A 23,733-nucleotide genomic window follows, 5' to 3' on the forward strand; every position below is an offset into this window, starting at 1 on the left:
AGGCGGGTTATTCCCCGTTTTCCATTCTCTCCAAAACCTCCAGAATCCCCTCGACGCTCGGCACCTCGAAGCCCCTCTCGTGGATTCTCCTCACGCCCTCGGCCTCGGGGTTAATCCAGACCGCCCAGAGGCCGGCCCTTAATGCACCTTCAAAGTCCTCCGCCTTCGTGTCGCCGATGTGTATGGCCTCCTCAGGTTTTACGTTGAAGGTCTCCAAAGGTTTCCTAAACATCTCTGGCAGGGGTTTGTAAGCGAGAACCTCGTCGGCGAAGAAGGTTTTGTCGATGTAGTTCATGAGCCCGAAACGCTCGAGCAGAAGCCTCGTGTATGAACCCGGCCAGAACATCACGTTGCCCGTGACGGTAACCTTCAGGTCCTTCCGCTTGACGCCTTCGAGGGCCTCTCTGGCTCCGGGGAGCACTATCTCCTCATCGACCTTGAGGACCGCCCTTGCCGCGGCCCGCTTCACCAGCTCGACGTCTATTCCGAGTAAATCTGCCAACATCTCCTGACTTTCCTCTAAGGCCCGCCTCGGGTCGCCTTCACCTCTGGCGCGCATTGCCTTTATCCTCTCGCGCGTCAGCATTATTCCCTCGGCCACGTCGAGTATGCACGCTCCCATGAGCTTCGTCAGTTCCACCGTGAGGGCATCGAGCATGACCTCTATATCGAGGAGGGTGTTCCAGACGTCGAATGAGACGAGCTTCACCTTTATCACCGAAGGGGATTGGAGGGAGAACTTAAAAGTTCAGCGCTCTGAAAATGCGAGGTATCTGAGGCCCTCCATAAGCCCTGCTTCCCTCAGAACCGCCTTGAGGTTCCTGAACCTGGAGCGCATGACGAACAGCTCGTAGAAGCCCTCGAGGTTGCCCCAGTGGCCGTAGGCCGATAAGGCCAGATACATGACCTCCTTGGGCTTGAGCTTTCTCCCGAGGCTCTCGTTTAGGGCCTTAATGCCCGGCCTGACCCTGTCGAGTAGTCCCTCGCGCTCGATGAGGTGGAGCATCAGGTCCTCGACCGTCGGTTTCTTCCACTCTATTAGCTCGTCCTCGAAGGGCAGTCCGATAACGAGCGGAATTACCTCGGTTTTTCCGACGAGATAGCCCCTCGTGGTCGTTTCGTGCTCAAAGCCAGAGAGCTTCCCAGCTATCGAGGCGAGTGCGCTTTCCCTGCTCTCGTCGATGTCAACCGCAACGCCGAGCCTGTCAACGCTGAAATTAAAGACCTCCATGGCTTTTAGGAAGTTTCCGAGGTTTCTAATCACCCCGGAGTTGCCCTCGCTAGGGATAACGGCGAGGTAAGCCCCGTCAGATTCCCGCCTGAGGAGGTCGAAGTTGTCGCGCTCAAAGACGCGCTCTATAAACCTGAACTGGTACGGGGCATTTCGGCTCTCCCTGAACTCGAAGAGCTTCTTGAAGACCGCCTTGAAGAACTTGGCGTCGGTCTTCCCCTCGACGAAGAGGACGCTCGCCCTAGCATTTTCCCCCGAGAAGCCCCCGCGAACGTCGAAGTCAAGGTATTTCCTCAGCTCGTAGGTCTCCTTGAGCGTTATGCTCCTCCCTGTGTCCGAGTATATTAGAACGTTCTCCTCACCTTTCCTAAAGCGGTTCGCTATCAGGTCTACCAGCTCCAGACTTGCCGTTACTATCGTCTCGTCGCCCTTCAGCGAGTTCACGAAGTTAATTAGCTCGTCGCGGTTCTTCGAGTACTCTGGGAAGAGAACGGCACTATCGGCGAAGGCTTCCCAGCGCTTTCCGGTTACTACTTTCATTCACCTCACCATGTCAACCGCTATCGCGCCTATGACCGCGAAGGTGCTTATTATGACCGTCGCGTTGAAGTACTGAACCGCGTCGAAGTGAGCTATGTAGTCTATGCCGAAGAGGTAGATTAGAACCGCGGAAACGGCGTAGGAGATGAGGGCGACGGTTATAAGCCTCTTGGGAACGTGGAAGATTTCCTCGCGCTTCAGGTTCCCGAGCTGGGCCTTGGTGAGGAAGAGATAAGCGAGGCCAATCGTCATGAGGAAGATGGCGAGCGAGCGCTCGACCGAGATGTCCTTTGCCACGTCCCATACCTCACCCGTGAAGATGAAGGGGAGCGCGAAGGTTATCGCCCCAACTATCTCCTGGGCTATGTCGTCCCAGCCAAGGGAGTCGGGCTTTCTACTCTCCTCCAGCCTGGCAACCTGTCTTGTCAGCTCTTCAACGCTCTTCCGGAGTTTCTCCAGTTCAACCACCTCGCGCTCAGGTTCGGGGTTCATCATCCCGTCAGCATTGGATTCACTCATCATCGCGGAAAACGCTTCACCGAGAAGGGTTATAAAGGTTAACATTCACTATGAAGAACGGTGATGCCCATGAGGCGACTTGAAACTGCGATGATGGTGTTTTTGGTCGGGATTCTTCTGGCCGTGCCTTTGGTAAGTGCCGGGTTCAACTCGGTTAACACAATAGTCGTTCTCCCGACCACCAAAGTTGTTAACAACATGCCCCTCCATATAAATGAAGACGCCATAGCAGGCGCAAAGCTCGGAGCATTTTTGGTGCTCAATGGAATTGAAACCAAGACGTACACAAAGACCGTTACTGTGCCTGTTGAGTACCACAGCATTCTCATACCCGATGAAAATCAGACTTACATACTGACCAGCAACGATATGCCCGACCTGGGGCTGAACCTTGGCACTGAACCCGTTGGGAAGACCGTTGTGCTTAGAGTCAACTTTTCAAAAGTGTTCTACAATTCCACCAAACACGCAGCCGAGTTCCTTGATAGGAGCGTTGAAATACTTTTCAACGAGAACACTACTCCACTCGACATTGGGGGCAACTACAAAGTTGTCTATACAACCGTTGAGGGCAGAGATGTCATGTACTTCTACGACTACCGGTACTCAACAGGCAACACGAGCTCGCTTGGCGACTGGGTGAAAATGGGAAGCTGGAAGATTCACTTCATAGACATAGACACCAAGCAATTGAAGACACTTGTTGAGCTCTACTATCCAGATGGAACCGTAAAACTTACGAGCCTCCTCAAGGACACATACTACCTAATGTACGTCCTCGCAAACGGAACCTTTGAGGTCAAAGAGTACTCCTCAAACCCAACTACTGTCATTGATGACCTTCTCAAAAGTGGTGCAAAAGGGGTCTTCCTCTTTACCCCGACAGACTTTTTCGTTGGAATAAACCAGGCCAAGATGGTGACCTACGACTACTGGTTCTACAAAAAAGCCAAACAGTACAGCGATGGCGACGTTTACAGCGGCCAGTGGGTCTGGGACATTCAGCCGGAGAACGACATATACGTGCTCTACCTCCACGTCAACGGAACGGAATACCCACCGGTGTTCATCGGTTCGGGCTCCTCCCTTAAGATTCCGGTCAAGGGATGGAACCTAAAGCTCGTCCCAGTCTTCAACAGAACCGCAGACGGCGGGGCAATAACCGGAATCCTCGGGTACAGATTCGTCAGGAGCACGTACGTCACCAAGAGCGTCTCGATTACCGCGCCTGCCGTAACGGCGACGAATGATGTAAACTCCCTCATAGTCAACGACACCTACATCCTCGACAACGGCCTTCCGAAGGACAAGAACGTCGTGATAATCGGAGGGTGGGTTAGCAACAAGGCCTGGGAGGTTCTTGAGAAAGTCTACGGCGCAGACAAGGTCAACGAGCTCAAGAACGAGCTTATGAGCAAGGGCTACATTGTGGCCAAGCTCAAGAACCCGTACAATCCGAACTACTACGTGGTAATCCTTGCAGGAAAGACCTACCGTGAAACCGCGAAGGCCGTTGAGGAGTTCATGAAATCTTCGAGCTGATTTCCACATCCCCTTCTTCCACTTTTTTCTCGGTTTCAAACATCTCCTGCCAATCCCGCCCGCTTCTCACAAGTTTTATATACTCGACAGCCATCTAAACGTTCATGTCTCTACAGAAGTACAGGGGATTTTCCAGGGACGCTTGGTTGCTTGTGCTTTACTCCTTCATCGCCTGGCTAGGCGGGAACATAGCGTGGTTCATCCTGCCCTTCTACATGAAGTCCCTCGGCTACACCTACGGTGACGTCGGTGTGGTGTTCTCGGCATCAACACTCGCACAGGCGCTGGCACTCCTCTTCTCAGGCCCTTTGAGCGCGAAGCTTGGCTATAAACGCTCCATCCTCCTTGGACTGGGGCTGATGTTCTCAGGGAGAGCCATCCAAGTGGCATTTCCTTCCCTCTTGCCCCTGGTCATCGGCGGTGCCCTCGTTGGAATTGGTCTCGCCTTCGAGAGCCCGTCCTTTACTTCCCTCCTAAGCGGAGAGGTGAGCGACGAGAAGAGGCACTACCTGTTCAGCCTGTCCTCTGCCCTCGGAACCATCGGCTCGGCTATTGGACTAATCATCGCTGGAGTTCTCCCCCGGTGGCTGACGTACAGAGAAACGTTCGCCCTTGTCCTGCTTGTCATCCCCCTCCGCTTTTTGGTAATCCTTCCCACGAGACCAGTACTCAACGGCGGAAGGGGGATAAAGCTCAGGGGAGAAATCCTCCGGAGAATCGCGAAGTTCGCAGTTCCGCAGGCGTTAATAGGCCTTGGAGCCGGAATAGCGATACCCTACGTTGGGCTGTGGTTCAACCAGCGCTTTGGGACGAGCCTTGAGAGCATCGGCTGGCTCTTCGCGGTTCAGCAGTTTATAATGGGTCTCGGCACGTTCATCCTCCCCATAATCGCGGACAGGATGGGCAGTGTGAAGACCATCGTGGCCTTCAACGGGAGCGCGAGCGCTTTGATTGCCCTGATGCCCCTCTCCCCGAGCTTTCCAGTCGCAGCGCTCCTTTACACCGTCAGGACAATCCTGATGAACATCGTCAACCCGATATGGAGCTCCTTCATGATGGGCTTCTTCAGCAAGGAGGAGCGCTCAACCGCGATGGCGCTCAACAACCTCTCCTGGACGGCCACCTTTGGAGTGGGCCAGTTCATCGGAGGTTTCATCTTCGACGTCTCACTAACATGGCCCTTCTTCATAACGGCTCTACTTTACTCGCTCTCGATGGCGGTCTTCTGGGAAACATTCAAAAAAGAGGATTAGAGGCGGAACTGCTCCACGTTCTCGCGGAGCTCCCGCGCTATCTCCTTGAGCTTCCTGGCCTCTTCGCTTAGGGCCTCTATCTCAGCCCTCTGCTCCTGCATCGCCGAGCTGACTTCCTCGGCAGAGGCGGTCGTCTCTTCGGCGCTCGCGGCGAGGTTCTCAAGGGCTCTAAGGGCCTTCTCAACTTCTTCCTTCGTCCTCTCGGCCTGCTCCTTTACCTCAGAGACCCTTTCGCCTATCGAGCCAATCATCTCCGCTATGTATCCGAGGTAGCCAAGGCTCTCCTTGAGGGTCTCGGTCGAGTTTGAAACCGTGTCAACGCCCTTCTTCGTTTCCTCAACGGCCCTCCTGACCTTCTCGTCCATCTCGGCTATGATTTCGCGTATCTTTTCCGCGGCCTCCTTGCTCTCCTCGGCCAGACCGCGGATTTCCTGGGCAACCACCGCGAAGCCCTTTCCTGCGTCTCCGGCACGTGCCGCCTCTATCGCGGCGTTCAAAGCCAGGAGATTCGTCTGCTCGGCGATGTTCCCTATCGTCTGGGTTATCTCGCCTATCCTCTTGCTCATCTCACTTACGGCCCTCACCGCCTCGTCAATGAAGTCCATCGAGCGCTTGATGCTCTCAACGTCCCGTATTGCCTCATCGCCCTTCCGTCCGCCCTCGGATGCCGTCCTCGTAACCTCCTCGACGGCCCTCTCAAACTCCTCCATTATGCTTGAGGTTTCTTCGGTGACCTGGGCAACGAGGCGCATTCCCTCGGTAATCTCGTTGATGCTCTCCTGCTGTCTCTGGGCTTCGACGCTGACCTGCTCTATGGCTTCACCGACCTGCTCCATCGAACCGCGAACGTTTTCAGCAATCTGCGCCAGTTCGCTTGCCTGCTGGTCGAGCAGTAGACCAATGTGGCGGATGTTGCCTATCAGCGTCCTCATCTTGGCCGACGTTTCGCGGAGGGCGCTTATTATGTTCTTCAGGTCTCCCCTGGCCTCGACGCTCAAACCGTTGCTCAGGTCGCCCTCGGCGAGGCGCTCGAGCTTCTGGATGACGCCGTTGAGGGTTCCAATAACGTCGCGCGAGATTGCCTCAAAGGCAGTAAGGAGCTTTCCAATCTCGTCGTCGCGGTAGGGGTAGTCTATTGAGCCAACGAGTTCCTTTGCCTCCTCAAGCCTGCCCTCCGCTATCAGCTCCGCCGCGTTCGTGAGTTCCTCTATCGGCTTCAACGCTTTTCTCAGGTACTGAACGCCAGCGAGCACGAGACCCAATGCTATCAGCGAGGCAAGGCCAAGGCTGAAGATGAGGTTTTTGGAGGCCTCTGACTTCGCGCTGTCGAGGGACTTCACGAGTGCGCCGATAAGCTCGTCCTTTGGGGCAACCGCAACTATCGTCCAGTTCGTGACGCGGCTCCTAGCGAAGGCCATTACCATTACTTTACCATCGAGCTCGACCTCGACGACGCCCTTCTCCTCCCCCTTCATAGCGCTGGCTAGGGGCGCGTAGCTTTCGTTCGTGAAGACGTTCACCCTGCCAATGAGCTCTCCTCTGGGGTGGATTACAATCGTGCCGTTTGGGCTGAGGACGAAGAGGTAACCTGTCTCCCCAATTTTGGTGGATGTTATCTCCTCCGAAAGGGCGGAGAAGTCAACGTCTATACCAAGAACACCCTCGACGACGCCGTTGTACACGACGGGGGTTATGTAGCTTATCACAGTCTTGTTGGTGATTATGTCGGTGTAGGGTTCCATCCAGAAAGAACCGTTTTCCGCGGCCCTGCGGTACCAGATGGACTTAGTGGCGTTGAAATCGGGCGGAAGCTGGGCAGGAGGGACTATCTTCAACTTCCCAGTGCTGTCGGCGTAGTAAGCGTTGATTATGTCTTCTTCAGAGTTTTTCAGTTCAGTCAGCTTTTTCTCAACGGTGTTCCAGAAAGTCGGGCTCTGGGTGTACCCCGGCAGGTATTCGTTGACAGCGTACTCACTGGCTATGGACTTGGCGTAGGAATCGGCAACAAGCTGGAGAGGACGAAGCCGCTCGTCAATCATGAGCGCGTACTTCTCACTTTCAAGGAGGGCAATTCTCTTCGCCTGGTCCGTTATCGTGGGCCCCATAGTCTGTTCCATAGAGTTTCCCATTCGCTCGATACCCCTGACCTGAGCCAGGGCCATAATGAGCATTATTGTGATGACGGTCCCAACGAGGACGAGGTAAAGCTTCTGCCTGAATCTCAAAGCTCTTCCCTCCGTTTGTTCATTCCGTCATTACTACCATGAAAAATCTTCCACTTGGGCCCTTTTAAGCGATTTGTGTAGGACATCATGTAGGTTCGAACCACGAAATGAAGGCAGGAGAAGCGAGAACCTGCTAACGTTTTTAAGCCAAAGCCGTAACCTAAGCGGGGTGAGAGGATGGCGGTTAAGGACTGTCCAGAGTGTCACGGAACGGGAAAGGTCAAGGTAGGCGAGAAGGAGTGCCCCGTTTGCGAGGGCTGGGGCTACGTTCCGGCTGATTTCAAGATAGGCGACAAGCTGAAAGGTTACAGAAACCTCGACCACCTCGGCGTCGAGGACGAGGTTGATGAAATCCCCTGTCCAGAGTGTCACGGCAAGGGAACGGTTCCGGTTTACGACACCTGCCCAACCTGTGGCGGAACGGGCAAAGTCCTTGTCTGCGACATCTGCGGCAAGATAAAGGAGCCCTGGGAGCCGGGAATGGAAACGACGTGGGTCTGCCCGGACTGCCTCAGGAAGTACAAGGTCGTCTTCATACTCGACAAGACCTGCGACTACGAAGATGTGGAAATCGGAAGCCTCTACAAGGGAACGATTGACAGGGTCGAGCGCTTCGGAGTTTTCGTCAAGCTCAACCCGCATGTCGTTGGTCTAATCAAGAGGAAGGACCTCCTCGGCGGAAGGGAGTACCTGCCGGGACAGGAGATAATCGTTCAGGTTCTCGACGTCAGACCCGACAAGAGGGAGATAGACCTCATCGAGTCGCCGCAGAGGCACTACAAGACCGTCGTCGTCAAGAAGGAACTGCCCGTAACGCCGATAGCCGAGCTCAGCAAGGACATGGCCGGAAAGACCGTGAGGATACAGGGAAGGGTCACCCAGATACAGGTCACCGGCGGGCCGACTGTCTTCACGATAACCGACGGAACTGGAATAACGTGGGCGGCCGCCTTTGAGGCGCCGGGAGTGAGGGCCTACCCGAACATAAACGTCGGCGACATCGTCGAGGTCATAGGCAAGATAGCCTTCCACTCGGGCGAGATTCAGATTGAAGTCAGCGACATGGCGAGGCTCTGGGGGCCCGATGCAGCGAGAGTGAAGCAGCAGATAGAGGCCGAGCTCGACAAGCGCGCCCAGCCGAAGGACGTAGGATTCCTCGTCCAGAGCGAGGTCTTGGAGAAGCTCAAACCGAAGATTATGAAGGCCGCCTTCATGATTAGGAGGGCCATCTTCGAGGGCAGGCCGATTCTCCTGAGGCACCATTCGGATACCGACGGCTACACCTCAGGCCTGGCCCTTGAATACGCGATAGTCCCGCTGATTGAAAAGATATCCCCGGACCCGCAGGCGAGGTGGAAGCTCTTCAAGCGCAGACCGAGCAGGGCTCCCTTCTACGAGCTGGAAGATGTGCTCAAGGACATAATCTTCATGGTCGAGGACCACGAGAAGTTCGGAGACCCGCTCCCGCTCGTCGTCATAGTGGACAACGGCGGAACGAGCGAGGACATTCCAGCCTACAAGAGGATAAAAGCCTACGGGGTTCCGATAGTGGTCATAGACCACCACGACCCGCGCGAGTGGATAAGCGAGGACAAGGCGAAGGTTGACGAGTACGTCGATGTTCACGTCAATCCGCACCACGTCAAGCGCGGTTACTACGAACTAACTGCCGGAATGCTTGCCACCGAGGTGGCCCGCTTCGTCAACCCCGACGTTGAGGACAAGATAAAGCACCTGCCTGCCATCGCTGGAACCGGCGACAGGAGCAAGGCTCCAGAGTTCTACCAGTACCTTGAGATTGCCAAGAAGGCGAAGGGCCTCACCGAGGAAGACCTGAAGAAGATTGCCGAGGTCATAGACCACGAGGCCTTCTACTGGAAGTTCATGGACGGGCACGGGATAATAGACGAGATTCTCCTCCTGACCGGGAACCTGCAGAGGCACCGCGAGCTGATAAACGCGATTTATCCAGAGGTCAAGGAGAAGCAGGAGAAAGCTTTAAGGGCCTCCCTGCCCCATGTCAAGAGCGTCGTTCTGCCCAACGGCATAAGGTTCAACACCATCGATGTCGAGCTCTTCGCACCGAAGTTCAGCTATCCTTCACCGGGCAAGCTGAGCGGTTTAATCCACGACCACTTCAAGGAGAAATACGGCGAGGATTCTCCAATCTTAACCCTCGCCTACGGACCGGACTTCGCCGTGGTTAGAGCGAGCGACGGGATGGCGGCTTACAACTTCGACCTCAACGCCATAATCCCAAGGCTCCAGGAGAAGCTGCCTTCAGCTGGAATTGAAGGGGGAGGCCACAGCTACGCGGGGTCAATCAAATTCTTTGAGGGCATGCGCAAGGAAGTGCTTGAGGAGTTCGCCAAGGAAGTCGTGAAGCTGAAGAGGGTCTGAGGCCAACCTTTTTAACCTCCCCCTCCTAATTATCCCGGTGAAAGCTTTGAAGGTAGTTCTTGAGGTAACTTTCAGGATGGGCGGAGTGAACTTCCGCGGTACGAGATGGGAGGACGGAAACCTCGTTTTTGAGTTCGAGAGGCTTGGCGATGCGTTCATTCAGGTTCTCAGCAATCAGAAGGTTGAGGCAGAGGTTGAGGAACCCCCGAAGAAGGTCCTCGTCGAGCTGAAAACGAAGGAAGGGGGAAAGGTCTTCGAGGCCTTTGAGAGGGACGGGAGATACCTCGCGGCCGAGCCTTAAACCCTGGAAACGAACACTGAGAGCCGGTTTCCCCTTTTATCTTCAAGCACGATTCTCAAAAAGTCCTTGGGTGAAACGAGAAGGGTCAACTTAGGGGACTTTAGAAGAACACCTGCCCTTCCAAAGGCCAGGAAGTCTCCTATCATTCCCGGTTTCTCCCACTCCCTGAGCACGACCTCCGTTGAGTTAACCAAGCTGAAGTAGCCGCCGTAAGCCGTTATCGTGACCTCACCGGAGAGCCCCTCGACGTTCAGGGAAACCCAGAGACCGCCATTGTGTGGGGAGAGCTGAAGTGATGAAACTTCCCTACCATTGAAGAGAACGCTAACCACATAAGTCCCGTTTTCACCGGAGCCACCGGCAGTAACGTTGGCCCAGGCGAGCTCAACAATCCTCCTCGCCCTTTCCAAATCGCTTTTCGTGGGGGAGAAGTACCGGATTCCCGAAAGGGTCTCAAACTCAAGGGGGTAAACGTGGGGGTCGTGCTCGGTGGGGAGGAGATAAGCGTTCACACGGCCGTACTTCGCCAGAACGTCGCCCCAGTAAATCGTGCCCCTCGCACCGAGATAGTAGGCGGTCAGGGCCGTCTTCAAATCCGGGAACTTGATTGGCCTGGCAACGCAGTGAGGACATGAGCCATAAAGAACCACAAAGAGATTTCTGACGGCAAACCAGTCGTAGAGCTCCCAATCCCCTGTAGAGGGGTAATAAACGGCCAAAAAGACGTGGGATGAAACTTCCCCGGTAACCTCCACAAAGAAGTAGAGCGCCCTTATACCGGCTTCCTCGTTTATCCTTCGTATTATCGCCCAGCGAACCATCGTCCAGTCGTCACAGTCGCCACCAGAGGAAATCGTGCGGGAGGGGAGATGCGTTCCCCCAATGTTCTCATAGAGCCTGCCCCTGGACCACATCACCATGAAGGCCGTTCCCCTGAGGAGTTCCGGTGTTGGCGCATATCCCGCGTGTGTAACCCATCCCCTGGCAGTTTCGACCGTTTCGTCAACGTAGTTTTCAACGTACTCTCCATCAACATCACTGAGGAGGACTCTCGCGTTGAACGTCCAAACCGGAACTTTATCGCGGGGCTCGCCGAGCTTAAAGTCGAACGGGGAGTATGGACTTTCCACGCTGTAGTTCTCACCGTGACCAAGTCGGTACTGGATGAACTTGATTGGAACGACGAGAAAGCGTTCGGGGCCGGAGGGAGAGTTCAGCTTAACCTCTGGAGGGGCAACCAAGTTTGCCAGCAGAAGGAACGTAACGAGGAAAATCGCGAACACCTTGGCGACGCCAGTCCCAAGCCCCATCCCACCACCGAATTGCTTTGGTCAACGTTTTAAAAGGCATTTCCCAAACCCCTACGGTGATGCCCATGTTCATGGCCGAGTTCAAGCTCAGATTTGGAGACAGAAAGTGGTACGTCAGGAGAATCGTTGAGGCTTCCTCACTTGAAGAGGCTGAGGAGAATGCAAAGCGCTACGCCGAGCTCATGAACAGGGGAGAGGTTGAGTGGAAGCTGAGCTACGTCATAGAGGCCGAGAGACCCCTCATAATAGGCGACGAGGAGCTCAAAAAGCTGAGCTGAGCTCCCCGGCGAGGTTTTTCTCCATTATCCTTCTCACTTCTTCAACCTCCCCCGTCCTGCCGAGGGCGTACATGAGCTTGACGAGCGTTGCTTCTTTCGTCATGTCTCCGGCGGGAATAACGCCGGCCTCAAGGGCCCTTCTGCCAACTTCGTAGCGCGTCAGGTCAACGCCACCGTAGAGAGCCTGCGTCGTCATGACCACGGGTTTTTCGCGGGCGACCTTTGAGACGGCCTCGAGGAGGTTCCGCCCGCGGTAGGGAATCCCCCCGGCGCCGTAGCCTTCGAGAACTATGCCGTGAACCCTCTCCGCAACCGCGAGAAAGACCTCCGGGGAAAGGCCCGGCGTGAGGCGAAGGTAGGCAACATTCGGGTCTATCCTCGGGTCGAAGGACGGTCCTCCGGCGGGAAGCTCGGGCCTGTGCCGTACAACGACCTCCTCACCCTTGATGTAAGCAATGTCGGGATAGTTTATGCTCTGGAAAGCGTTGAGGCCGAGGGAGTGAACCTTTGAAACGCGCGTGCCGAGCATTATCTTGTCCATGAAGGCGACGTATATCCCAGGAAAGCCCTTCATAGCGAAGGTTAGGGCAGTTTTCAGGTTCCTCGGCGCGTCGCTGTTGGGTTCCGTTATGGGGAGCATCGAGCCCGTCAGAACTACAGGAATCGGAACGTTCCTCAGCATGAAACTTAAAGCCGAGGAGGTGTAGGCGAGGGTATCCGTTCCGTGGGTTATGACGATTCCATCGTAGTCGTTCAGGCTCTCAAAAACGGCCTTTCCAATCGTTATCCAGTCCTCGGGCTGAATCAGCGTGCTGTCGAGGTTGAGTATGTCCTTCGCCTCCATCTCAACGCCGTCACCCTTTATCCCGGCCATCTCCAGTATCTCGCCGACGCTCAGCGTGGCTTTGTAACCCTTCTCGGTCTTCGCACTCGCTATCGTCCCGCCGGTGCCTATTATTAGAATCCTCACTCCCACCACCGTGCCGAGTAGGCCCCGCAGTTTTTAGTCTTTTTGACGGGGAATGAACAAAAAGGGACAGAAAAAATTGGCAGAACGTCAATCAAACTGGAGCAGGACGAAGGCCAAGAAGGCCATGGCGGAGGCGAAGAGGAAGCTGTAGGTTAAGGAGTAGGCGCTCCAGAGGTAGCCGGCAATCAGCGAGGCCGGAAAGGCGAAGACGCCAACCACCGTGTGGTATGCACCGATAACCGTCCCCTTCTCGCCCTCCCCTGCCAGCTCAGCCATGTACGCCCTCGGAACGGTGTCAATCACCGCCATGTAGAGGCCGTAGAGGACGAAGGCGAGGAGAAGAACCGTCAAGTCCCTCGCGAAGGCAAAGCACAGGCTTGCGAGGGCCGAGAGAAGGAAGCCGACGCCGATTAAGGCCTTCTTGCTCACCCTGTCCGAATAAACGCCTATCGGGTAGGCTGAGAGGGCGTAGATGAGGTTGAAGAGCGCGTAGAAGGCAGAACCCTGCAGAACCGTGTAGCCGAGCTCCTCGGCCTTCCAGAGGGTGAAGGCGTAGCTGTATCTGCCGAGGGTTCCTATGGCAACGACCGCGAGGAAGAGCTGAAGGGAACGGCTCCTCAGCGACGAGACGGCGGTTATTTTCCTCTTAACTTCCCCGCCCCTGTCCTTGACGAAGAGCGCTATTATGATTAGCGAGAGAAGGCCCGGGACGGCGGAGAGGAGGAAAATCCTCCTGTAGAGGGTTTCCTTCGGCAGGTAGGAGAGGAGTCCGATTAGCAGAACCGCCACGAGGGGACCGGCAACCGCGCCAAGGGTGTCCATCATCCTGTGAAAGCCGAAGGACTTTCCGGTTTTTCCGTTGCTCGATTCGGCTATTAGAGCGTCGCGCGGGGCCGTTCGTATCCCCTTCCCCGTTCTGTCGAGCAGTCTGAGCGCGAGGAAGTCGAGCGGACCGCGCGAAAAGGCAAGCAGACCCTTGGAGAGCGTTGAGAGAGCATAACCTGTGAACACGAAGGCCTTGCGCTTCCTGAAACGGTCGCTGAAGTAGCCGAAGAGAACCTTGAAGAGCGAACTCGCACTCTCGATGAGGCCCATTATCGAACCGCCAGCGAGCTTCCCGACTTTGAGAACCACCGTCAGGTAAGCCGGAACTATCGGCGCTATCATCTCACTGCTCATATCGTTGAGGAAGCTGACGATGCCGAGGAGAAAGACGTTCCAGCTGATTCCGAAGACCCTCTTTTCTTTCTCGTCCATCCTTCATTCCTCCAGAAGCTCCTCACAGAGCTCCCTCAGCTTCTCTTTTCCCTCTTCAAGGGCCCTAAGGCCCCTTTCCGTTATCGTGTAAACCCTAACCCTCCTCCCGTTCCGGACTTCTTCCCTGCTCGTGAGGAGGCCCTTCCGCTCGAGCTCGTGGAGGAGGGGGTAAATCGTGCCGGGACTGAGTTTGTAGCCGTGCCTCCTAAGTTCTTCCATCATGAAACTGCCTGTGACGCCTTCCCTCGCGTGGTGGAGGACGTGGAGCGTTAGGAAGTCCCGGTACTTCATATCGAACACCGATATCGAGATGCGATATTTGGGTATAAAAAATTTTGGCTCAGCGGCGGCGCTTCATGTTGAGCACCGCCAGGCCGAGGAAGAGGACCCCAAAGCCGAGAAGAACGGCCACGTCGCCCCATATTTTATTGAGTCCCCAGCCGCGAATCATGACCGACCTGAGGGAATCCACCGCGTACGTTGGGGGGAGAAGATAGGAGAACGGCCGGAGGTACTTCGGTATGGCCTCCACCGGCCAGAAGATGCCCGACAGCAGAAACGTGGGGACGACTATCATCGGGACGAACTGGACCGCCTGCGCCTCGTTCCGGGCGAGGTTGGAGAGGAGTATCCCGAGGTTGACGCCGACGATTGCCAGGAGCGCCACGAGGGCGAATGCCAAGAGGAGGCTCCCCTCAACGTTCACCCCGAAGCCGAAGACCGCTATGGCGAGCATTATCGCCGCCTGGATTGTCCCTATCACACCCGAAGCTATCGAGTAGCCGAGGACCACCTCCCCCTCACTCAATGGGCTCGCCAGGGCCCTGTCGAGCGTTCCGAGGTTCCTCTCACCTATGAAGGACAGGATTGAGAGCACCGTCGAGATTAGGAACACCGCGAGCGACATGACCCCCGGCAGGAACGTGTCCATGAACTTGGCGTTCCTTCCGTACACGGCATTGTAGCTGACCCTGACCGGCAGTCTGAGGCCGTTCCCCTCGAGGGTTCTCATGAGCGCAGCGTTGATTCCCGAAACGACGGCGTCGGCTATGTAGGTGTTGCTCCTGTCGAGGTAGACCCTGATTTCCCCGGGATTCTCCGGGAAGTAGATGACGGCCCAGCACCTCCCGTCCCTCAGCTCTTTCAAGGCATCCCCCAGGGTTTCCGCCCTCGAAACAGAGAACATGCTCGCGTTGAGGTTCCCAATGAACTCGGAGCCGAAGCTTCCGTCGTCGTTGACGACGACCACCTTAACGTCGTGGACGTGGCCGCCGAAGGCCAGGCCGAAGAGCACCATGAGGACAATCGGAGTGATTAGGGCGTAGCTCAGGAGCCTCTTATCGTGCCTCAGCTCCAGCAGGCTCCTCCTCGCCACGGCCAAAACCCTTCCTGAGTTCATCCTTTCACCCCCGTGAGCTTTAGAACGGCCTCTTCGAGCGTTGCCGAGCCGGTCTCAGCCATAATCTCCTCAGGAGTCGCCGTGACGAGGACCCTTCCGGCAATCACAATCGCAACGCGGTCGCAGTTCACGGCCTCGTCCATGTAGTGCGTCGTTATAAGGATTGAAGCACCCTCGTCTGTCAGCTCGCGGAAGTACCTCCAGAAGCTTGCCCTCAGCCCCGGGTCAACCCCCACGGTGGGTTCATCGAGGATTAGAAACTCGGGTTCGTGCACCAGCGCGCAGGCGAGGGAGGCCCTCCTCTGCATCCCACCGCTGAGCTCCGCAACAAGCCTGTCCCGGAACTCCTCAAGCCCCACGAATCTCAGCACCTCCTCCTTCCTCCTCTCGAACTCCTCTCGGGGGAGGCCGTAGAGGCGGGAGTAGAACCACAGGTTCTCCTCGACGGTGAGGTTCAGGTAGAGGGCCAGCTCCTGCGGCATGTAGCCGACCCTGGCCAAAACTTCTTTGTCCGGCATTTTCCTGCCCAAAAGCTCGATTTCGCCGGAATCCGGCTTCAGAAGCCCGACTATTGTCTTTATCGTTGTCGTCTTTCCTGCCCCGTTCGGCCCGATGAGACCGAATATCTCTCCCTTTTCAACCTCGAAGGAGAGCCCCCTGACGGCTTCAAAGTCCCCGTAGCTCTTTCTGAGCTCCTTAACAACGAGGGCGGGCATCGCCACCACCGGGTTCACCTCCGGGAAAAGGGATATAAGGATGTTGTAACTGAAAGAGTTACAAATTTTAAAGGGTGGTCCCATGGAGGAGCTCGTTGAGAGGCTGATGAGGCTTGGTCTGAAGGAGTACGAGGCGAGGGTCTACGTGGCCCTCGTCATCACCGGGCCCGCGAAGGCGAGCGAGATAGCCAAAGAGAGCGGCGTCCCGAGGCCCAGGGTCTACGACGTCCTGAAGAGGCTCCACAAGAGGGGCTTCGTTGAGGTCAGCGAGGGCAGTCCGGCGTACTTCAGGGCGGTTGAGCCCGAGAAGGTGATAGCGTCGCTTAGGGACGACTACATTCGCTCAGCGGAGGAGGCGATAATAATGCTCAAGAGCCGCCAGAGGGACCGGCAGGAGGAGTGGCTCCCCGTGTGGTACCTCCAGGGTGAGTGGAGCGTTAGGAGCCGCGCCGAGGAGCTCGCTGAAGAAACCGGAGAAGAGTTCGTGGCGACGTTTATGGAACCTACCCTCGTCCTGAAGTTCAGGAAGGCCTTTGAGAGGGCGAAGGAGAAAGGAATAACTCCAAAAATCCTCATACTCACGAGGAAGGCCTTCCGCGAGAGCAGACTTGAGGAACTGGGAGATGTTTACTACCTCCCCCTCTCAAAGGTCCTCGAAGGTGAGCCAAGGGACTTCATGGAGGCAGTTGCGAGGGCCCTCTTCTCCACAGGGGAGCGCTACGTCGTGAAGGGCCTCTTCGTCAGGGACTCCCGGGAGTCTCTCCTCGTCTACGAGGAAGGCGGAATCAAGGGCATCCTCGTGAAGATACCCTTCATCCCCGTAATCCAGAGGGAGGTCGTGGAGTACTACCTCAGGAAGCTGGACGGCTATTCGAGCACGTGCCTTTCAAGGACGTAGCAGTGGAACGTTCCCTCAAAGACCTTCTCGTTCTTCTCGTTGAAAACCTCGGCTTTCACCAGCTTTTTACGTCCAAGGTCTTCGATTACCTCGGCCTTGGCCATCAGCCTCTCACCGGCCTTAACTGGCCTCAGGAACTTCACTTCCGCCTTTCCGAGGACGACGGTGGGCTCGTTCACGGCGAGCATAGCCGCGTAGTCTGCCAGTCCAAAGGTAAAGCCGCCGTGAACGAGGCCGTACTCATCAACCGCCATCTCCTCAGTAGTTAAAAGCTCGACCTCAGCTTTCCCGGGTTCGATTTTCAGCGGCCTTCCGACGAGCCTCTCAGAGGTAAGCCTGTGCGTCCTCTGCTCCATTTCCCACACCAAAAGTTTATCTATCCGAGAGCCCTAAAAAGCTTGATGCCTATGCACCCGCTGGAGGAAGCAGTCCGGGTCAAGGGCTCAACCGAGTTCACGAGGAGCGAGCTGGTCGGAATCCTGAGCTTTCGCCTGCGGCGCTTCTCGGTTAGTGAGGCAAAGGAGCTGATAGAGGAGTGGATTAAGGAAGGTCTCCTGGAGGAGCGCGAGGGAAAGCTCCACGCGAGGATTGAGGCCCTTGAAGAGGCCGAGAAGCCCGAAAACCTGCTCGGGGAGATGGTTGTTCATATAGCGAGGACTCTCGGGTGGAGCGAGCTTGAGGTGATGGAGGGGATAAAGGCACTGCGCGAGCGCTACGGCGACCTGGACGAGCGGATTTTAGCTTACCTCTTCGGCCTTGAGAAGGGCATTGACATGTCGAAGTTCAGGGACAGGATTGACGTCTGATTAACCCTTATTAACCTCCACCCCGATTCTGTAATTGGTGACCGCCATGCCCGAGGAGGCTCTCATCGTCGTGGACATGCAGAGGGATTTCATGCCCGGCGGAGCGTTGCCGGTTCCCGACGGCGACAAGATAATTCCGAAGGTCAACGAGTACATCAGGAAGTTCAAGGAGAAGGGAGCGCTGATAGTGGCGACGCGCGACTGGCACCCGGAAAACCACATAAGCTTTAAAGAGCAGGGAGGCCCCTGGCCGAAGCACTGCGTTCAGGGAACCGAGGGGGCGGAGTTCGTTGTCGAGTTGCCAGAGGACGCGGTGATAATCTCCAAGGCCACCGAGCCGGACAAGGAAGCCTACTCCGGCTTCGAGGGGACGAATCTCGCAGAGATACTCAGGGAGAAGGGCGTTAAGAGGGTTTACGTCTGCGGTGTCGCGACGGAGTACTGCGTCAGGGCGACGGCCTTAGATGCCGTGAAGCACGGCTTCGAGGTCTATCTCCTGAGCGACGCGGTCAAGGGCATCAACCCGGAGGACGAGAAGAAAGCTCTTGAGGAGCTTGAGAAGGCCGGCGTGAAGATTCTGTGAGCCTTTTCCATTCTTTTAGGAGGACGAGGAGCAGGTTTAACACGATTGGTCCTATTATAAGGCCCTTCAGCCCCATCGCCCAGGTTCCGCCAATCATTCCAATGAACACGAGGGTCTCGTCGAGCTCCGTGTCTCTCGCCACGAGCATTGGCCTTATCGTGTAGTCGGGCATCGGGGAGACGAGGAAGAAGCCGTAGAGCGCTATTCCGAGGGCGTGTAGATAAGCGCCCTTGACAGCAAAGTATATCGCCGCCGCGAGCCAAATCATCCAGCCCTCGAAGAGGGGGACGAAGGAAAAGGCGAACGTCAGGAAACCGGCGACTATGGCCGTGTAGAGGTCCGAGACGCGGAAGATTGTGAAGCCGATTGTCATCAGGATTCCCTTGGCCACGTTGAGGAGGAGCCATGCCCTAACGAGGGCGGAGAGGGTTTTGTTCACGCTCCGTAAGATTTCCTCGCCGAGCTCGCGGTTTTTCTCGGGCAGGAGGGCGTATATCTGGGCCCGGATTTCCTCCCCGTAGGCGAGGGCGTAGTAGTAGGTGAAGAAGAACACGAAGAGCTGGAGGAGGTAAGAGGGCAGGGAGAACGCCTGCCTTGAGAGGTAATCAGCTATCCTGGGAACCACCTGGTCCTGAAAGTGCTGGAGGAAGTTGAGGACGTCCGAAGGTAGCGGAAGGGTCAGAAGCCAGTTGAAGACGTTCACGACGCTGTCGTAAAAGGACATGAGAACCTGAACAGAGACGAGGAGGAGTTCCAGCGTCAGTGCTCCGCCAAAGACGAGCATTGAAAGGCTTATCACGAGGGCGGAGCGCTTCCTTCCAAGCTTTACAGAGAGCCTGCGCTGAATCGGGTAGGAAGCGTAGGCCAGAACGAACCCGAAGAATATGGGAGTCACGAGGGGATGCACTACCCTCCAGGTTACGTAGAGGATGATTGCTATGACCGCGCCCCAGACGAGTTCCTCGGTCTTCATCCCAAGGGTTTATTAGCCCCGACTATAAAAACCCGCCGGTGGTCGTATGGAGGAGGCGCTGGTTGAGAGGTTCATCTCATACCTTGAGAGAGGCGAGAGGCTGATTGAAGAGGGCCGATACGGCGAGGCCTTCGAGGCCCTTCTCGACGCCCTGAAAACGCTCGGCGCGCTGGTGGTTTACAGGGAAACCGGAATGCTCGTTCCGGCAGAGAGGCTCAGCGGTTTCCTTGGAAAATGGCCGGAGCTTGAGGGGGCCCTGAGAAAGTATTCATCTCTCACGGGAAGCGAGGAAACGGCAAGAGCTTTAAGGGAGGAGCTGGAAGAACTGAAGGGGATGATGAGTTTGCCGAGTTCCGAGCGGTGACGAGACTCAGCCTCTGACCCAGAGCGAACCAACGCCCCCGCTACACTGGGAGGCAGTGTTCGCGAGGACTTTGGCAAAGCCCCTGCCTGCCCTGAGCCGAACGAGGACATGACCCTTTCTCGTGAGGAAGAGCAGCTCAATCCTTCCGGAGCGGAAGCGAACCTTGGGAGAGCCCCTCAAATAGAGCGCCCCATGATTTTCCCTGCCCCACAGGGAGCTTATCTCTATTGATTTTCCCGAGAAGAAGAGCGAGAGCCTTACATCCTCCGGGGTTACGGGCTCGTCCTCGAGGTAAACCGTCCCCCGGCTCGTGCCCAGGTACAGGGAGTTTGATAAGCTGTCAACGTACTTCCCCAAAGCTTCATAAACTGTCCTATCCATCGGTCTCACCATACGTATTTGAACTTGAGAGTATATCGGTAATTGGTCGTTAACGGTGGTTGCCATGAGGATTGTTTCAGCCGACACGGGTGGGGCCCTACTAACCGAGGACTACGAGCCGATAGGGCTCATTGCAACGGCGGCAGTACTGGTTGAGAAGCCCTACAGAACCGCAACTCTCAGCAGGGTTCGCTACGCCAACCCCTTCGACTACGACATGAGCGGAAGGCAGGCCATCAGGGATGAGGCTTTCCTCGCGGTGGAGCTTGCAAGGGAGGTCAAACCGGACGTTGTCCATCTCGACTCGACCATCGGCGGGATAGAGGTGAGAAAGCTCGACGAGCCGACGATTGACGCCTTAACGATAACCGACCGCGGGAAGGAGGTATGGAAGGACCTCGCGAAGGACCTCCAACCGCTGGCGAAGAAACTCTGGGAGGAGACCGGGATAGAGATAATAGCCATCGGCAAGTCGAGTGTCCCGGTTAGGATAGCGGAAATCTACGCCGGCTTATACACGGCGAAGTGGGCCATAGAGTACGCGAGGAAGGAAGGGAAAGCGATAGTCGGCCTCCCGCGCTACATGAAAGTCGAGATAAGGCCCGGAAAAATCTACGGAGAAAGCCTCGACCCGCGCGAGGGCGGTCTCTTCGGGGAAATCGAAGCGGAAACAGAGGGAATCGGCTGGGAGCTCTACCCGAATCCGCTCGTCAGGCGCTTCATGGTTCTCGAGGTTTGGAGGGAGTAAGGGATTTAACTTTCCCGTCCAAATTTTTATGGTGGTCATATGCCGGTCATTACCCTCAGGGTGAACGTTCCCGAGAACACTGACCCCGACGAATTAAAGAGGCTCCTGGAACTTGAACTGCTCCGCAGGGAGCTTGTAAAGGAGAAAAAACGGCCGAAAGGCGACTTCAGGAAACTCAGAGGGATTCTGGGAAAGGCCGAATTTGAGGAACTGAATGCATACGAGCTGGAGGCTGAGTTCGGTGATTTATATTGACGCGAACGTCATGTACAGCTACCTCTTTGAAACGCCGATGAGCGAAAGTGCTGAGCGAATACTTGAATACCCAAACAAAGTCACCTCCAAGACAACAATAAATGAGGCCATCTATGTGACTTTTCGGAGGCTTGCAAAAGAGAAGGGCGTTACTAACATATACGACGCCAAAGCGTTCGCAAAGAGCCAAGAAGGCCGTTTGATACTCAAAAGAGCGTACTCCCTTGTTCTGGAGCTTGTAAATCTTTCAGGCATTGAGATTATTGAGGAAGAAGACGATATTGAAACCATTATGACAGTTTCAGAGAAGTTTGGTCTTTTGCCAAATGACGCCATAATAGTTGCTACATGCTTAAAGCACGGAATAACAGAGATTGCCACGTTTGATAGGGATTTTGAGGGGATAAAGTTTTTAAAAGTGATTGGGGGCTAAGCCCCCTTCTCCAGCTCGCTCGGGAACTTTATGGCGTCGAACGGGCACGTCTGGTTGCAGACGCCACAGCCCGTACAGAGCAGGCTGTCTATGCGCACCTTGTTCGTCTCGGGGTCGTAAACGAGCGCCGGACAGCCGGTCAGGAGTATGCACGCCTTACAGCCAGTACACTTGTCCTCGACGACGAGCGGAATCTCGCCTATCTCACCGCGCCTTATCACTGGAATGACGCACTCGCGCTTCGCTATTATCACAGCCGGCCCCTCCACCTGCATGGCCTCCTTTATAGCCTCCCTCGTGGCCTTGAGGTCGTATGGGTCAACGGTCTTCACGTACTTCACTCCGAGGGCCTTGACCAGGGCCTCTATGTCAATCTCGTTGAACTTCCTGCCGGTTTCACTTCCACCGGTTCCCGGGTGAGGCTGGTGGCCGGTCATCGCGGTGGTTCTGTTGTCGAGTATCATCACCAGAACGTTCAGGTTCTTGTAGACAGCATCAACGAGGGGCTGAATTCCGTTGTGGAAGAACGTCGAGTCACCGATTGTCGCGATTATCTTCTTGTTCATAACGACGCTCTGGCCGTTCGCTAAGCTGATGCTCGCACCCATGACGTATTCGGTCCAGATTGCCTCGAGCGGGGGCAGGAGCGAGAGGGCGTAACAGCCGATATCTCCATGAATGGGGACGGAATAGCGACCGAGCTTGAGGTCGCGGAGGGCATCCAAAGCGGCCCTATAGCTTCCCCTGTGCGGACAGCCGGGGCACATCACCGGCGGTCTCTTCGGGGCGAGGCTTTCAGCGAGCTTCACCTCCTCCGGCTTCTCGTAGGTCTCCTCGCTTTCACCGATTAGCCTGAGGAGGGCGTTTCTGACGAGGCTCGGGGTTAGTTCGCCCTCAAGCGGTAAATGAGCGGTTCTCTTGCCGTATATCGGGACGTTCAAGCCGGCCTCGTAAGCGGCTATCTTGACCTCCTCCTCGAGGAACGGCGCGCCGTCCTCGATTACAATCGCGAAATCAACGGTTTTGAGGAAATCAACAACGAGCTTTCTCGGAAGCGGGTGGGGCGTTGAGAGCTTGAGGACTTTAAAGTCCGCGTTGATTCCCGGGAGGACCTCCTTCACGTAGTTGTAGGGCGCGCCCTCGACGATTATTCCGATTCTACCGCTCCCCTCGACCCAGTTGAAGGGCATCGAGTTGAACTCCTCCTCAATCTTGGCGAGTGTCTCGTTGAGCCACCTGTGCCTCTTCCTGTTGCCCTCCATGCTCGCGCGCACGTAGCGCTCGATGTCCTTCTTGAAGACGGGCTTTCTGTCGAGTTCGATGAACTCGCCGACTTCCACATCGGCGGTTGTGTGGTTAACCCTGGTCGTTGTCCTGAAGATGACCGGGACTTTGTACCTCTCGCTCAGCTCGTAGGCGTACTTAATCAGGTCGTGAGCTTCCTGCGGGTCGGCCGGCTCGAGAACGGGCAGGAGGGAGAGCTTTCCATAATAGCGGTCGTCCTGCTCCGTCTGGGAGGTGTGGGGTCCGGGGTCGTCCGCCACGAGGATTACTAAGCCGCCCTCGACGCCGGAATAGGCGAGGCTCATAAGCGGGTCCGCTGCCACGTTCAAACCGACGCACTTCATAGTAACGAGCGCCCTGAGGCCGGTGTAGGCAACTCCTGCGGCTTCCTCAAGGGCAACCTTCTCGTTGGGCGCCCACTCGGCGAAGACCTCTGGCTTGAGCCTCGCTATCGTCTCTATCACTTCAGTTGAAGGCGTTCCGGGGTAGCCGGTGGCAAAAACAACGCCGCTCTCAAGGGCGCCGTAGGCTATCGCCTCGTTTCCCATGAGAAGCTTCTTCTCTCGCCTCTCACCTTTCACCTCGGCCGAATCAGAAGGGTAAGCCTTAACCGCCTCCATGTCACCACCGTAGTGGATTGACACAGGAGGTTAAAACTCTGCCTTCAACCGCTCCGCACGGATTTCGAAAGATTTTCGAACCAAGGCTTATATACCGTGACGTAGAGGAAGTTTTATGAAGGTCAAAGAACTCCTTGAGCTTTTGGAAGAAACGATAGGCCACCTCCGGATAGCGCTCGTAGTCAACCAGCAGAGGATTTTTGAGAGCCCCTACACGAGCTACGAGTTCGCCCAGAGGGCCGTCGAGATTCAGGAGGATTTAGAAGATTTAGAAAAGCTCAGGGCGGAACTTGGGAGGCTCGACCCGGAGAGCGACGTCGAGGAGTATTACCCAAGGGAAGAAGTTGAGAGACTCCTGAAGACCCTCGAACTCCTCAGGAAGAGCGAGAGCTACGCCTACTGATTTAAGGACGCTATCAAGCTCCAAAGTAAACTCTGGGAGAGTGT

At 56.0% G+C, this 23,733-nt stretch carries 27 protein-coding genes; 13 read left to right on the forward strand and 14 right to left on the reverse strand.

The features are described from left to right. Window positions 1-7 precede the first annotated feature (7 nt). Genes E3E30_RS06560 through E3E30_RS06570 form a run of 3 tightly spaced genes read right to left on the reverse strand, consistent with a single transcriptional unit; the run spans window position 8 to window position 2,290 of the window. On the reverse strand, window positions 8-709 hold the full coding sequence (locus tag E3E30_RS06560; protein WP_167729017.1) for an HAD family hydrolase: 702 nt from the start codon (window positions 707-709) through the stop codon (window positions 8-10). A 39-nt stretch (window positions 710-748) separates the two neighbouring features. Further along, on the reverse strand, window positions 749-1,771 hold the full coding sequence (locus E3E30_RS06565; RefSeq protein WP_167728777.1) for a DUF3226 domain-containing protein: 1,023 nt from the start codon (window positions 1,769-1,771) through the stop codon (window positions 749-751). Continuing rightward, complete coding sequence (locus E3E30_RS06570; RefSeq protein WP_240922544.1) at window positions 1,772-2,290, reverse strand: DUF2391 family protein; 519 nt, start codon at window positions 2,288-2,290, stop codon at window positions 1,772-1,774. It abuts the gene before it with no gap. 63 nt (window positions 2,291-2,353) lie between these two features. Here E3E30_RS06570 and E3E30_RS06575 point away from each other — a divergent pair, with 63 nt between their 5' ends. Together E3E30_RS06575 and E3E30_RS06580 are read left to right on the forward strand one after the other, a co-directional pair. Next, window positions 2,354-3,832: an S-layer protein gene (locus E3E30_RS06575; RefSeq protein WP_240922633.1), complete on the forward strand. Its 1,479-nt coding sequence runs from the start codon at window positions 2,354-2,356 to the stop codon at window positions 3,830-3,832. A gap of 104 nt (window positions 3,833-3,936) precedes the next feature. Next, window positions 3,937-5,085, forward strand: a complete 1,149-nt coding sequence (locus tag E3E30_RS06580) for an MFS transporter (RefSeq protein WP_167728778.1) — start codon at window positions 3,937-3,939, stop codon at window positions 5,083-5,085. Here the strand turns inward: E3E30_RS06580 and E3E30_RS06585 are convergent. Continuing rightward, window positions 5,082-7,310 (reverse strand): methyl-accepting chemotaxis protein, encoded by a 2,229-nt coding sequence (locus E3E30_RS06585; protein WP_167728779.1) that lies wholly within the window; start codon window positions 7,308-7,310, stop codon window positions 5,082-5,084. The genes E3E30_RS06580 and E3E30_RS06585 overlap by 4 nt on opposite strands. A 177-nt stretch (window positions 7,311-7,487) precedes the next feature. Here E3E30_RS06585 and E3E30_RS06590 point away from each other — a divergent pair, with 177 nt between their 5' ends. Both E3E30_RS06590 and E3E30_RS06595 read left to right on the forward strand, forming a co-directional pair. Continuing rightward, entirely contained in the window at window positions 7,488-9,710 is a 2,223-nt protein-coding gene (locus E3E30_RS06590) for a DHH family phosphoesterase (protein WP_167728780.1), read from the forward strand. Between the two features lie 46 nt (window positions 9,711-9,756). Then, window positions 9,757-10,011, forward strand: coding sequence for a hypothetical protein (locus E3E30_RS06595; protein WP_042692740.1), 255 nt, complete (start codon window positions 9,757-9,759; stop codon window positions 10,009-10,011). Here E3E30_RS06595 and E3E30_RS06600 read toward each other — a convergent pair. After that, window positions 10,008-11,321: a hypothetical protein gene (locus tag E3E30_RS06600; protein WP_167728781.1), complete on the reverse strand. Its 1,314-nt coding sequence runs from the start codon at window positions 11,319-11,321 to the stop codon at window positions 10,008-10,010. The two genes, E3E30_RS06595 and E3E30_RS06600, sit on opposite strands and share 4 nt — an antisense overlap. Window positions 11,322-11,386: 65 nt before the next feature. On the opposite strand from E3E30_RS06600, the gene E3E30_RS06605 reads away from it, so the two are divergent. Continuing rightward, a complete protein-coding gene (locus tag E3E30_RS06605; RefSeq protein WP_167729020.1) occupies window positions 11,387-11,599 on the forward strand; it encodes a hypothetical protein in 213 nt (70 codons plus the stop codon). On the opposite strand, the gene E3E30_RS06610 is transcribed toward E3E30_RS06605, so the two are convergent. The 5 genes from E3E30_RS06610 to E3E30_RS06630 all read right to left on the reverse strand — a co-directional run bounded on the left by E3E30_RS06610 (window position 11,583) and on the right by E3E30_RS06630 (window position 15,941). Next, the gene (locus E3E30_RS06610; RefSeq protein ID WP_167728782.1) at window positions 11,583-12,569 is read right to left on the reverse strand and encodes an asparaginase; all 987 of its coding nucleotides are present in this window, start codon (window positions 12,567-12,569) and stop codon (window positions 11,583-11,585) included. The genes E3E30_RS06605 and E3E30_RS06610 overlap by 17 nt on opposite strands. 87 nt (window positions 12,570-12,656) lie before the next feature. Then, window positions 12,657-13,826 (reverse strand): MFS transporter, encoded by a 1,170-nt coding sequence (locus E3E30_RS06615; RefSeq protein WP_167728783.1) that lies wholly within the window; start codon window positions 13,824-13,826, stop codon window positions 12,657-12,659. 3 nt (window positions 13,827-13,829) lie between these two features. Beyond that, window positions 13,830-14,117: a helix-turn-helix transcriptional regulator gene (locus E3E30_RS06620; protein WP_167729021.1), complete on the reverse strand. Its 288-nt coding sequence runs from the start codon at window positions 14,115-14,117 to the stop codon at window positions 13,830-13,832. Between the two features lie 49 nt (window positions 14,118-14,166). After that, complete coding sequence (locus tag E3E30_RS06625; protein WP_167728784.1) at window positions 14,167-15,225, reverse strand: ABC transporter permease; 1,059 nt, start codon at window positions 15,223-15,225, stop codon at window positions 14,167-14,169. Then, window positions 15,222-15,941 (reverse strand): ABC transporter ATP-binding protein, encoded by a 720-nt coding sequence (locus tag E3E30_RS06630; RefSeq protein WP_167729022.1) that lies wholly within the window; start codon window positions 15,939-15,941, stop codon window positions 15,222-15,224. The genes E3E30_RS06625 and E3E30_RS06630 overlap by 4 nt, the downstream gene beginning before the upstream one ends. 82 nt (window positions 15,942-16,023) lie before the next feature. Here E3E30_RS06630 and E3E30_RS06635 point away from each other — a divergent pair, with 82 nt between their 5' ends. After that, window positions 16,024-16,839, forward strand: coding sequence for a helix-turn-helix domain-containing protein (locus tag E3E30_RS06635; RefSeq protein ID WP_167728785.1), 816 nt, complete (start codon window positions 16,024-16,026; stop codon window positions 16,837-16,839). Here E3E30_RS06635 and E3E30_RS06640 read toward each other — a convergent pair. Further along, window positions 16,809-17,195 (reverse strand): PaaI family thioesterase, encoded by a 387-nt coding sequence (locus tag E3E30_RS06640; RefSeq protein ID WP_167729023.1) that lies wholly within the window; start codon window positions 17,193-17,195, stop codon window positions 16,809-16,811. The two genes, E3E30_RS06635 and E3E30_RS06640, sit on opposite strands and share 31 nt — an antisense overlap. A gap of 45 nt (window positions 17,196-17,240) precedes the next feature. Here E3E30_RS06640 and E3E30_RS06645 point away from each other — a divergent pair, with 45 nt between their 5' ends. Both E3E30_RS06645 and E3E30_RS06650 read left to right on the forward strand, forming a co-directional pair. Then, window positions 17,241-17,645, forward strand: coding sequence for a DUF2240 family protein (locus E3E30_RS06645; protein WP_346765903.1), 405 nt, complete (start codon window positions 17,241-17,243; stop codon window positions 17,643-17,645). Between the two features lie 46 nt (window positions 17,646-17,691). Then, window positions 17,692-18,228, forward strand: a complete 537-nt coding sequence (locus tag E3E30_RS06650; RefSeq protein ID WP_042692721.1) for a nicotinamidase — start codon at window positions 17,692-17,694, stop codon at window positions 18,226-18,228. Here E3E30_RS06650 and E3E30_RS06655 read toward each other — a convergent pair. Continuing rightward, entirely contained in the window at window positions 18,164-19,201 is a 1,038-nt protein-coding gene (locus tag E3E30_RS06655; protein WP_167728786.1) for an AI-2E family transporter, read from the reverse strand. The genes E3E30_RS06650 and E3E30_RS06655 overlap by 65 nt on opposite strands. A gap of 46 nt (window positions 19,202-19,247) precedes the next feature. Between E3E30_RS06655 and E3E30_RS06660 the strand changes: the two genes are divergently transcribed. Next, entirely contained in the window at window positions 19,248-19,565 is a 318-nt protein-coding gene (locus E3E30_RS06660; protein WP_167728787.1) for a hypothetical protein, read from the forward strand. Between the two features lie 6 nt (window positions 19,566-19,571). On the opposite strand, the gene E3E30_RS06665 is transcribed toward E3E30_RS06660, so the two are convergent. Beyond that, complete coding sequence (locus E3E30_RS06665) at window positions 19,572-19,946, reverse strand: hypothetical protein (RefSeq protein ID WP_042692713.1); 375 nt, start codon at window positions 19,944-19,946, stop codon at window positions 19,572-19,574. A gap of 64 nt (window positions 19,947-20,010) precedes the next feature. Between E3E30_RS06665 and E3E30_RS06670 the strand changes: the two genes are divergently transcribed. Genes E3E30_RS06670 through E3E30_RS06680 form a run of 3 tightly spaced genes read left to right on the forward strand, consistent with a single transcriptional unit; the run spans window position 20,011 to window position 21,382 of the window. Beyond that, complete coding sequence (locus E3E30_RS06670) at window positions 20,011-20,694, forward strand: DUF4152 family protein (RefSeq protein WP_167728788.1); 684 nt, start codon at window positions 20,011-20,013, stop codon at window positions 20,692-20,694. A gap of 39 nt (window positions 20,695-20,733) precedes the next feature. Next, the gene (locus E3E30_RS06675; RefSeq protein WP_167728789.1) at window positions 20,734-20,949 is read left to right on the forward strand and encodes a hypothetical protein; all 216 of its coding nucleotides are present in this window, start codon (window positions 20,734-20,736) and stop codon (window positions 20,947-20,949) included. 10 nt (window positions 20,950-20,959) lie between these two features. Then, window positions 20,960-21,382, forward strand: a complete 423-nt coding sequence (locus tag E3E30_RS06680; RefSeq protein WP_167728790.1) for a PIN domain-containing protein — start codon at window positions 20,960-20,962, stop codon at window positions 21,380-21,382. On the opposite strand, the gene iorA is transcribed toward E3E30_RS06680, so the two are convergent. Next, the gene (gene iorA / locus E3E30_RS06685) at window positions 21,379-23,286 is read right to left on the reverse strand and encodes an indolepyruvate ferredoxin oxidoreductase subunit alpha (RefSeq protein ID WP_167728791.1); all 1,908 of its coding nucleotides are present in this window, start codon (window positions 23,284-23,286) and stop codon (window positions 21,379-21,381) included. The genes E3E30_RS06680 and iorA overlap by 4 nt on opposite strands. 115 nt (window positions 23,287-23,401) lie before the next feature. Between iorA and E3E30_RS06690 the strand changes: the two genes are divergently transcribed. Further along, window positions 23,402-23,689 carry a hypothetical protein gene (locus E3E30_RS06690; protein ID WP_167728792.1) on the forward strand — a complete coding sequence of 96 codons (288 nt, stop codon included), beginning with the start codon at window positions 23,402-23,404 and terminating at the stop codon, window positions 23,687-23,689. The last annotated feature ends 44 nt before the right edge of the window (window positions 23,690-23,733 follow it).

It is taken from the genome of Thermococcus sp. 9N3 (genome assembly GCF_012027685.1).
GTDB classification, from domain to species: domain Archaea; phylum Methanobacteriota_B; class Thermococci; order Thermococcales; family Thermococcaceae; genus Thermococcus; species Thermococcus nautili.

Excerpts from the sequence above, each read along its gene's own strand:
- E3E30_RS06565 (WP_167728777.1), bottom strand. The coding sequence starts at position 1,771 with ATGAAAGTAGTAACCGGAAAGCGCTGGGAAGCCTTCGCCGATAGTGCC.
- E3E30_RS06570 (WP_240922544.1), bottom strand. The coding sequence starts at position 2,290 with ATGAGTGAATCCAATGCTGACGGGATGATGAACCCCGAACCTGAGCGC.
- E3E30_RS06575 (WP_240922633.1), top strand. The coding sequence starts at position 2,354 with ATGCCCATGAGGCGACTTGAAACTGCGATGATGGTGTTTTTGGTCGGG.
- E3E30_RS06580 (WP_167728778.1), top strand. The coding sequence starts at position 3,937 with ATGTCTCTACAGAAGTACAGGGGATTTTCCAGGGACGCTTGGTTGCTT.
- E3E30_RS06590 (WP_167728780.1), top strand. The coding sequence starts at position 7,488 with ATGGCGGTTAAGGACTGTCCAGAGTGTCACGGAACGGGAAAGGTCAAG.
- E3E30_RS06600 (WP_167728781.1), bottom strand. The coding sequence starts at position 11,321 with ATGGGGCTTGGGACTGGCGTCGCCAAGGTGTTCGCGATTTTCCTCGTT.
- E3E30_RS06605 (WP_167729020.1), top strand. The coding sequence starts at position 11,387 with ATGTTCATGGCCGAGTTCAAGCTCAGATTTGGAGACAGAAAGTGGTAC.
- E3E30_RS06615 (WP_167728783.1), bottom strand. The coding sequence starts at position 13,826 with ATGGACGAGAAAGAAAAGAGGGTCTTCGGAATCAGCTGGAACGTCTTT.
- E3E30_RS06620 (WP_167729021.1), bottom strand. The coding sequence starts at position 14,117 with ATGAAGTACCGGGACTTCCTAACGCTCCACGTCCTCCACCACGCGAGG.
- E3E30_RS06625 (WP_167728784.1), bottom strand. The coding sequence starts at position 15,225 with ATGAACTCAGGAAGGGTTTTGGCCGTGGCGAGGAGGAGCCTGCTGGAG.
- E3E30_RS06630 (WP_167729022.1), bottom strand. The coding sequence starts at position 15,941 with ATGCCCGCCCTCGTTGTTAAGGAGCTCAGAAAGAGCTACGGGGACTTT.
- E3E30_RS06635 (WP_167728785.1), top strand. The coding sequence starts at position 16,024 with ATGGAGGAGCTCGTTGAGAGGCTGATGAGGCTTGGTCTGAAGGAGTAC.
- E3E30_RS06640 (WP_167729023.1), bottom strand. The coding sequence starts at position 17,195 with ATGGAGCAGAGGACGCACAGGCTTACCTCTGAGAGGCTCGTCGGAAGG.
- E3E30_RS06645 (WP_346765903.1), top strand. The coding sequence starts at position 17,241 with ATGCCTATGCACCCGCTGGAGGAAGCAGTCCGGGTCAAGGGCTCAACC.
- E3E30_RS06650 (WP_042692721.1), top strand. The coding sequence starts at position 17,692 with ATGCCCGAGGAGGCTCTCATCGTCGTGGACATGCAGAGGGATTTCATG.
- E3E30_RS06655 (WP_167728786.1), bottom strand. The coding sequence starts at position 19,201 with ATGAAGACCGAGGAACTCGTCTGGGGCGCGGTCATAGCAATCATCCTC.
- E3E30_RS06660 (WP_167728787.1), top strand. The coding sequence starts at position 19,248 with ATGGAGGAGGCGCTGGTTGAGAGGTTCATCTCATACCTTGAGAGAGGC.
- E3E30_RS06665 (WP_042692713.1), bottom strand. The coding sequence starts at position 19,946 with ATGGATAGGACAGTTTATGAAGCTTTGGGGAAGTACGTTGACAGCTTA.
- E3E30_RS06670 (WP_167728788.1), top strand. The coding sequence starts at position 20,011 with ATGAGGATTGTTTCAGCCGACACGGGTGGGGCCCTACTAACCGAGGAC.
- E3E30_RS06675 (WP_167728789.1), top strand. The coding sequence starts at position 20,734 with ATGCCGGTCATTACCCTCAGGGTGAACGTTCCCGAGAACACTGACCCC.
- E3E30_RS06680 (WP_167728790.1), top strand. The coding sequence starts at position 20,960 with ATGTACAGCTACCTCTTTGAAACGCCGATGAGCGAAAGTGCTGAGCGA.
- iorA (WP_167728791.1), bottom strand. The coding sequence starts at position 23,286 with ATGGAGGCGGTTAAGGCTTACCCTTCTGATTCGGCCGAGGTGAAAGGT.
- E3E30_RS06690 (WP_167728792.1), top strand. The coding sequence starts at position 23,402 with ATGAAGGTCAAAGAACTCCTTGAGCTTTTGGAAGAAACGATAGGCCAC.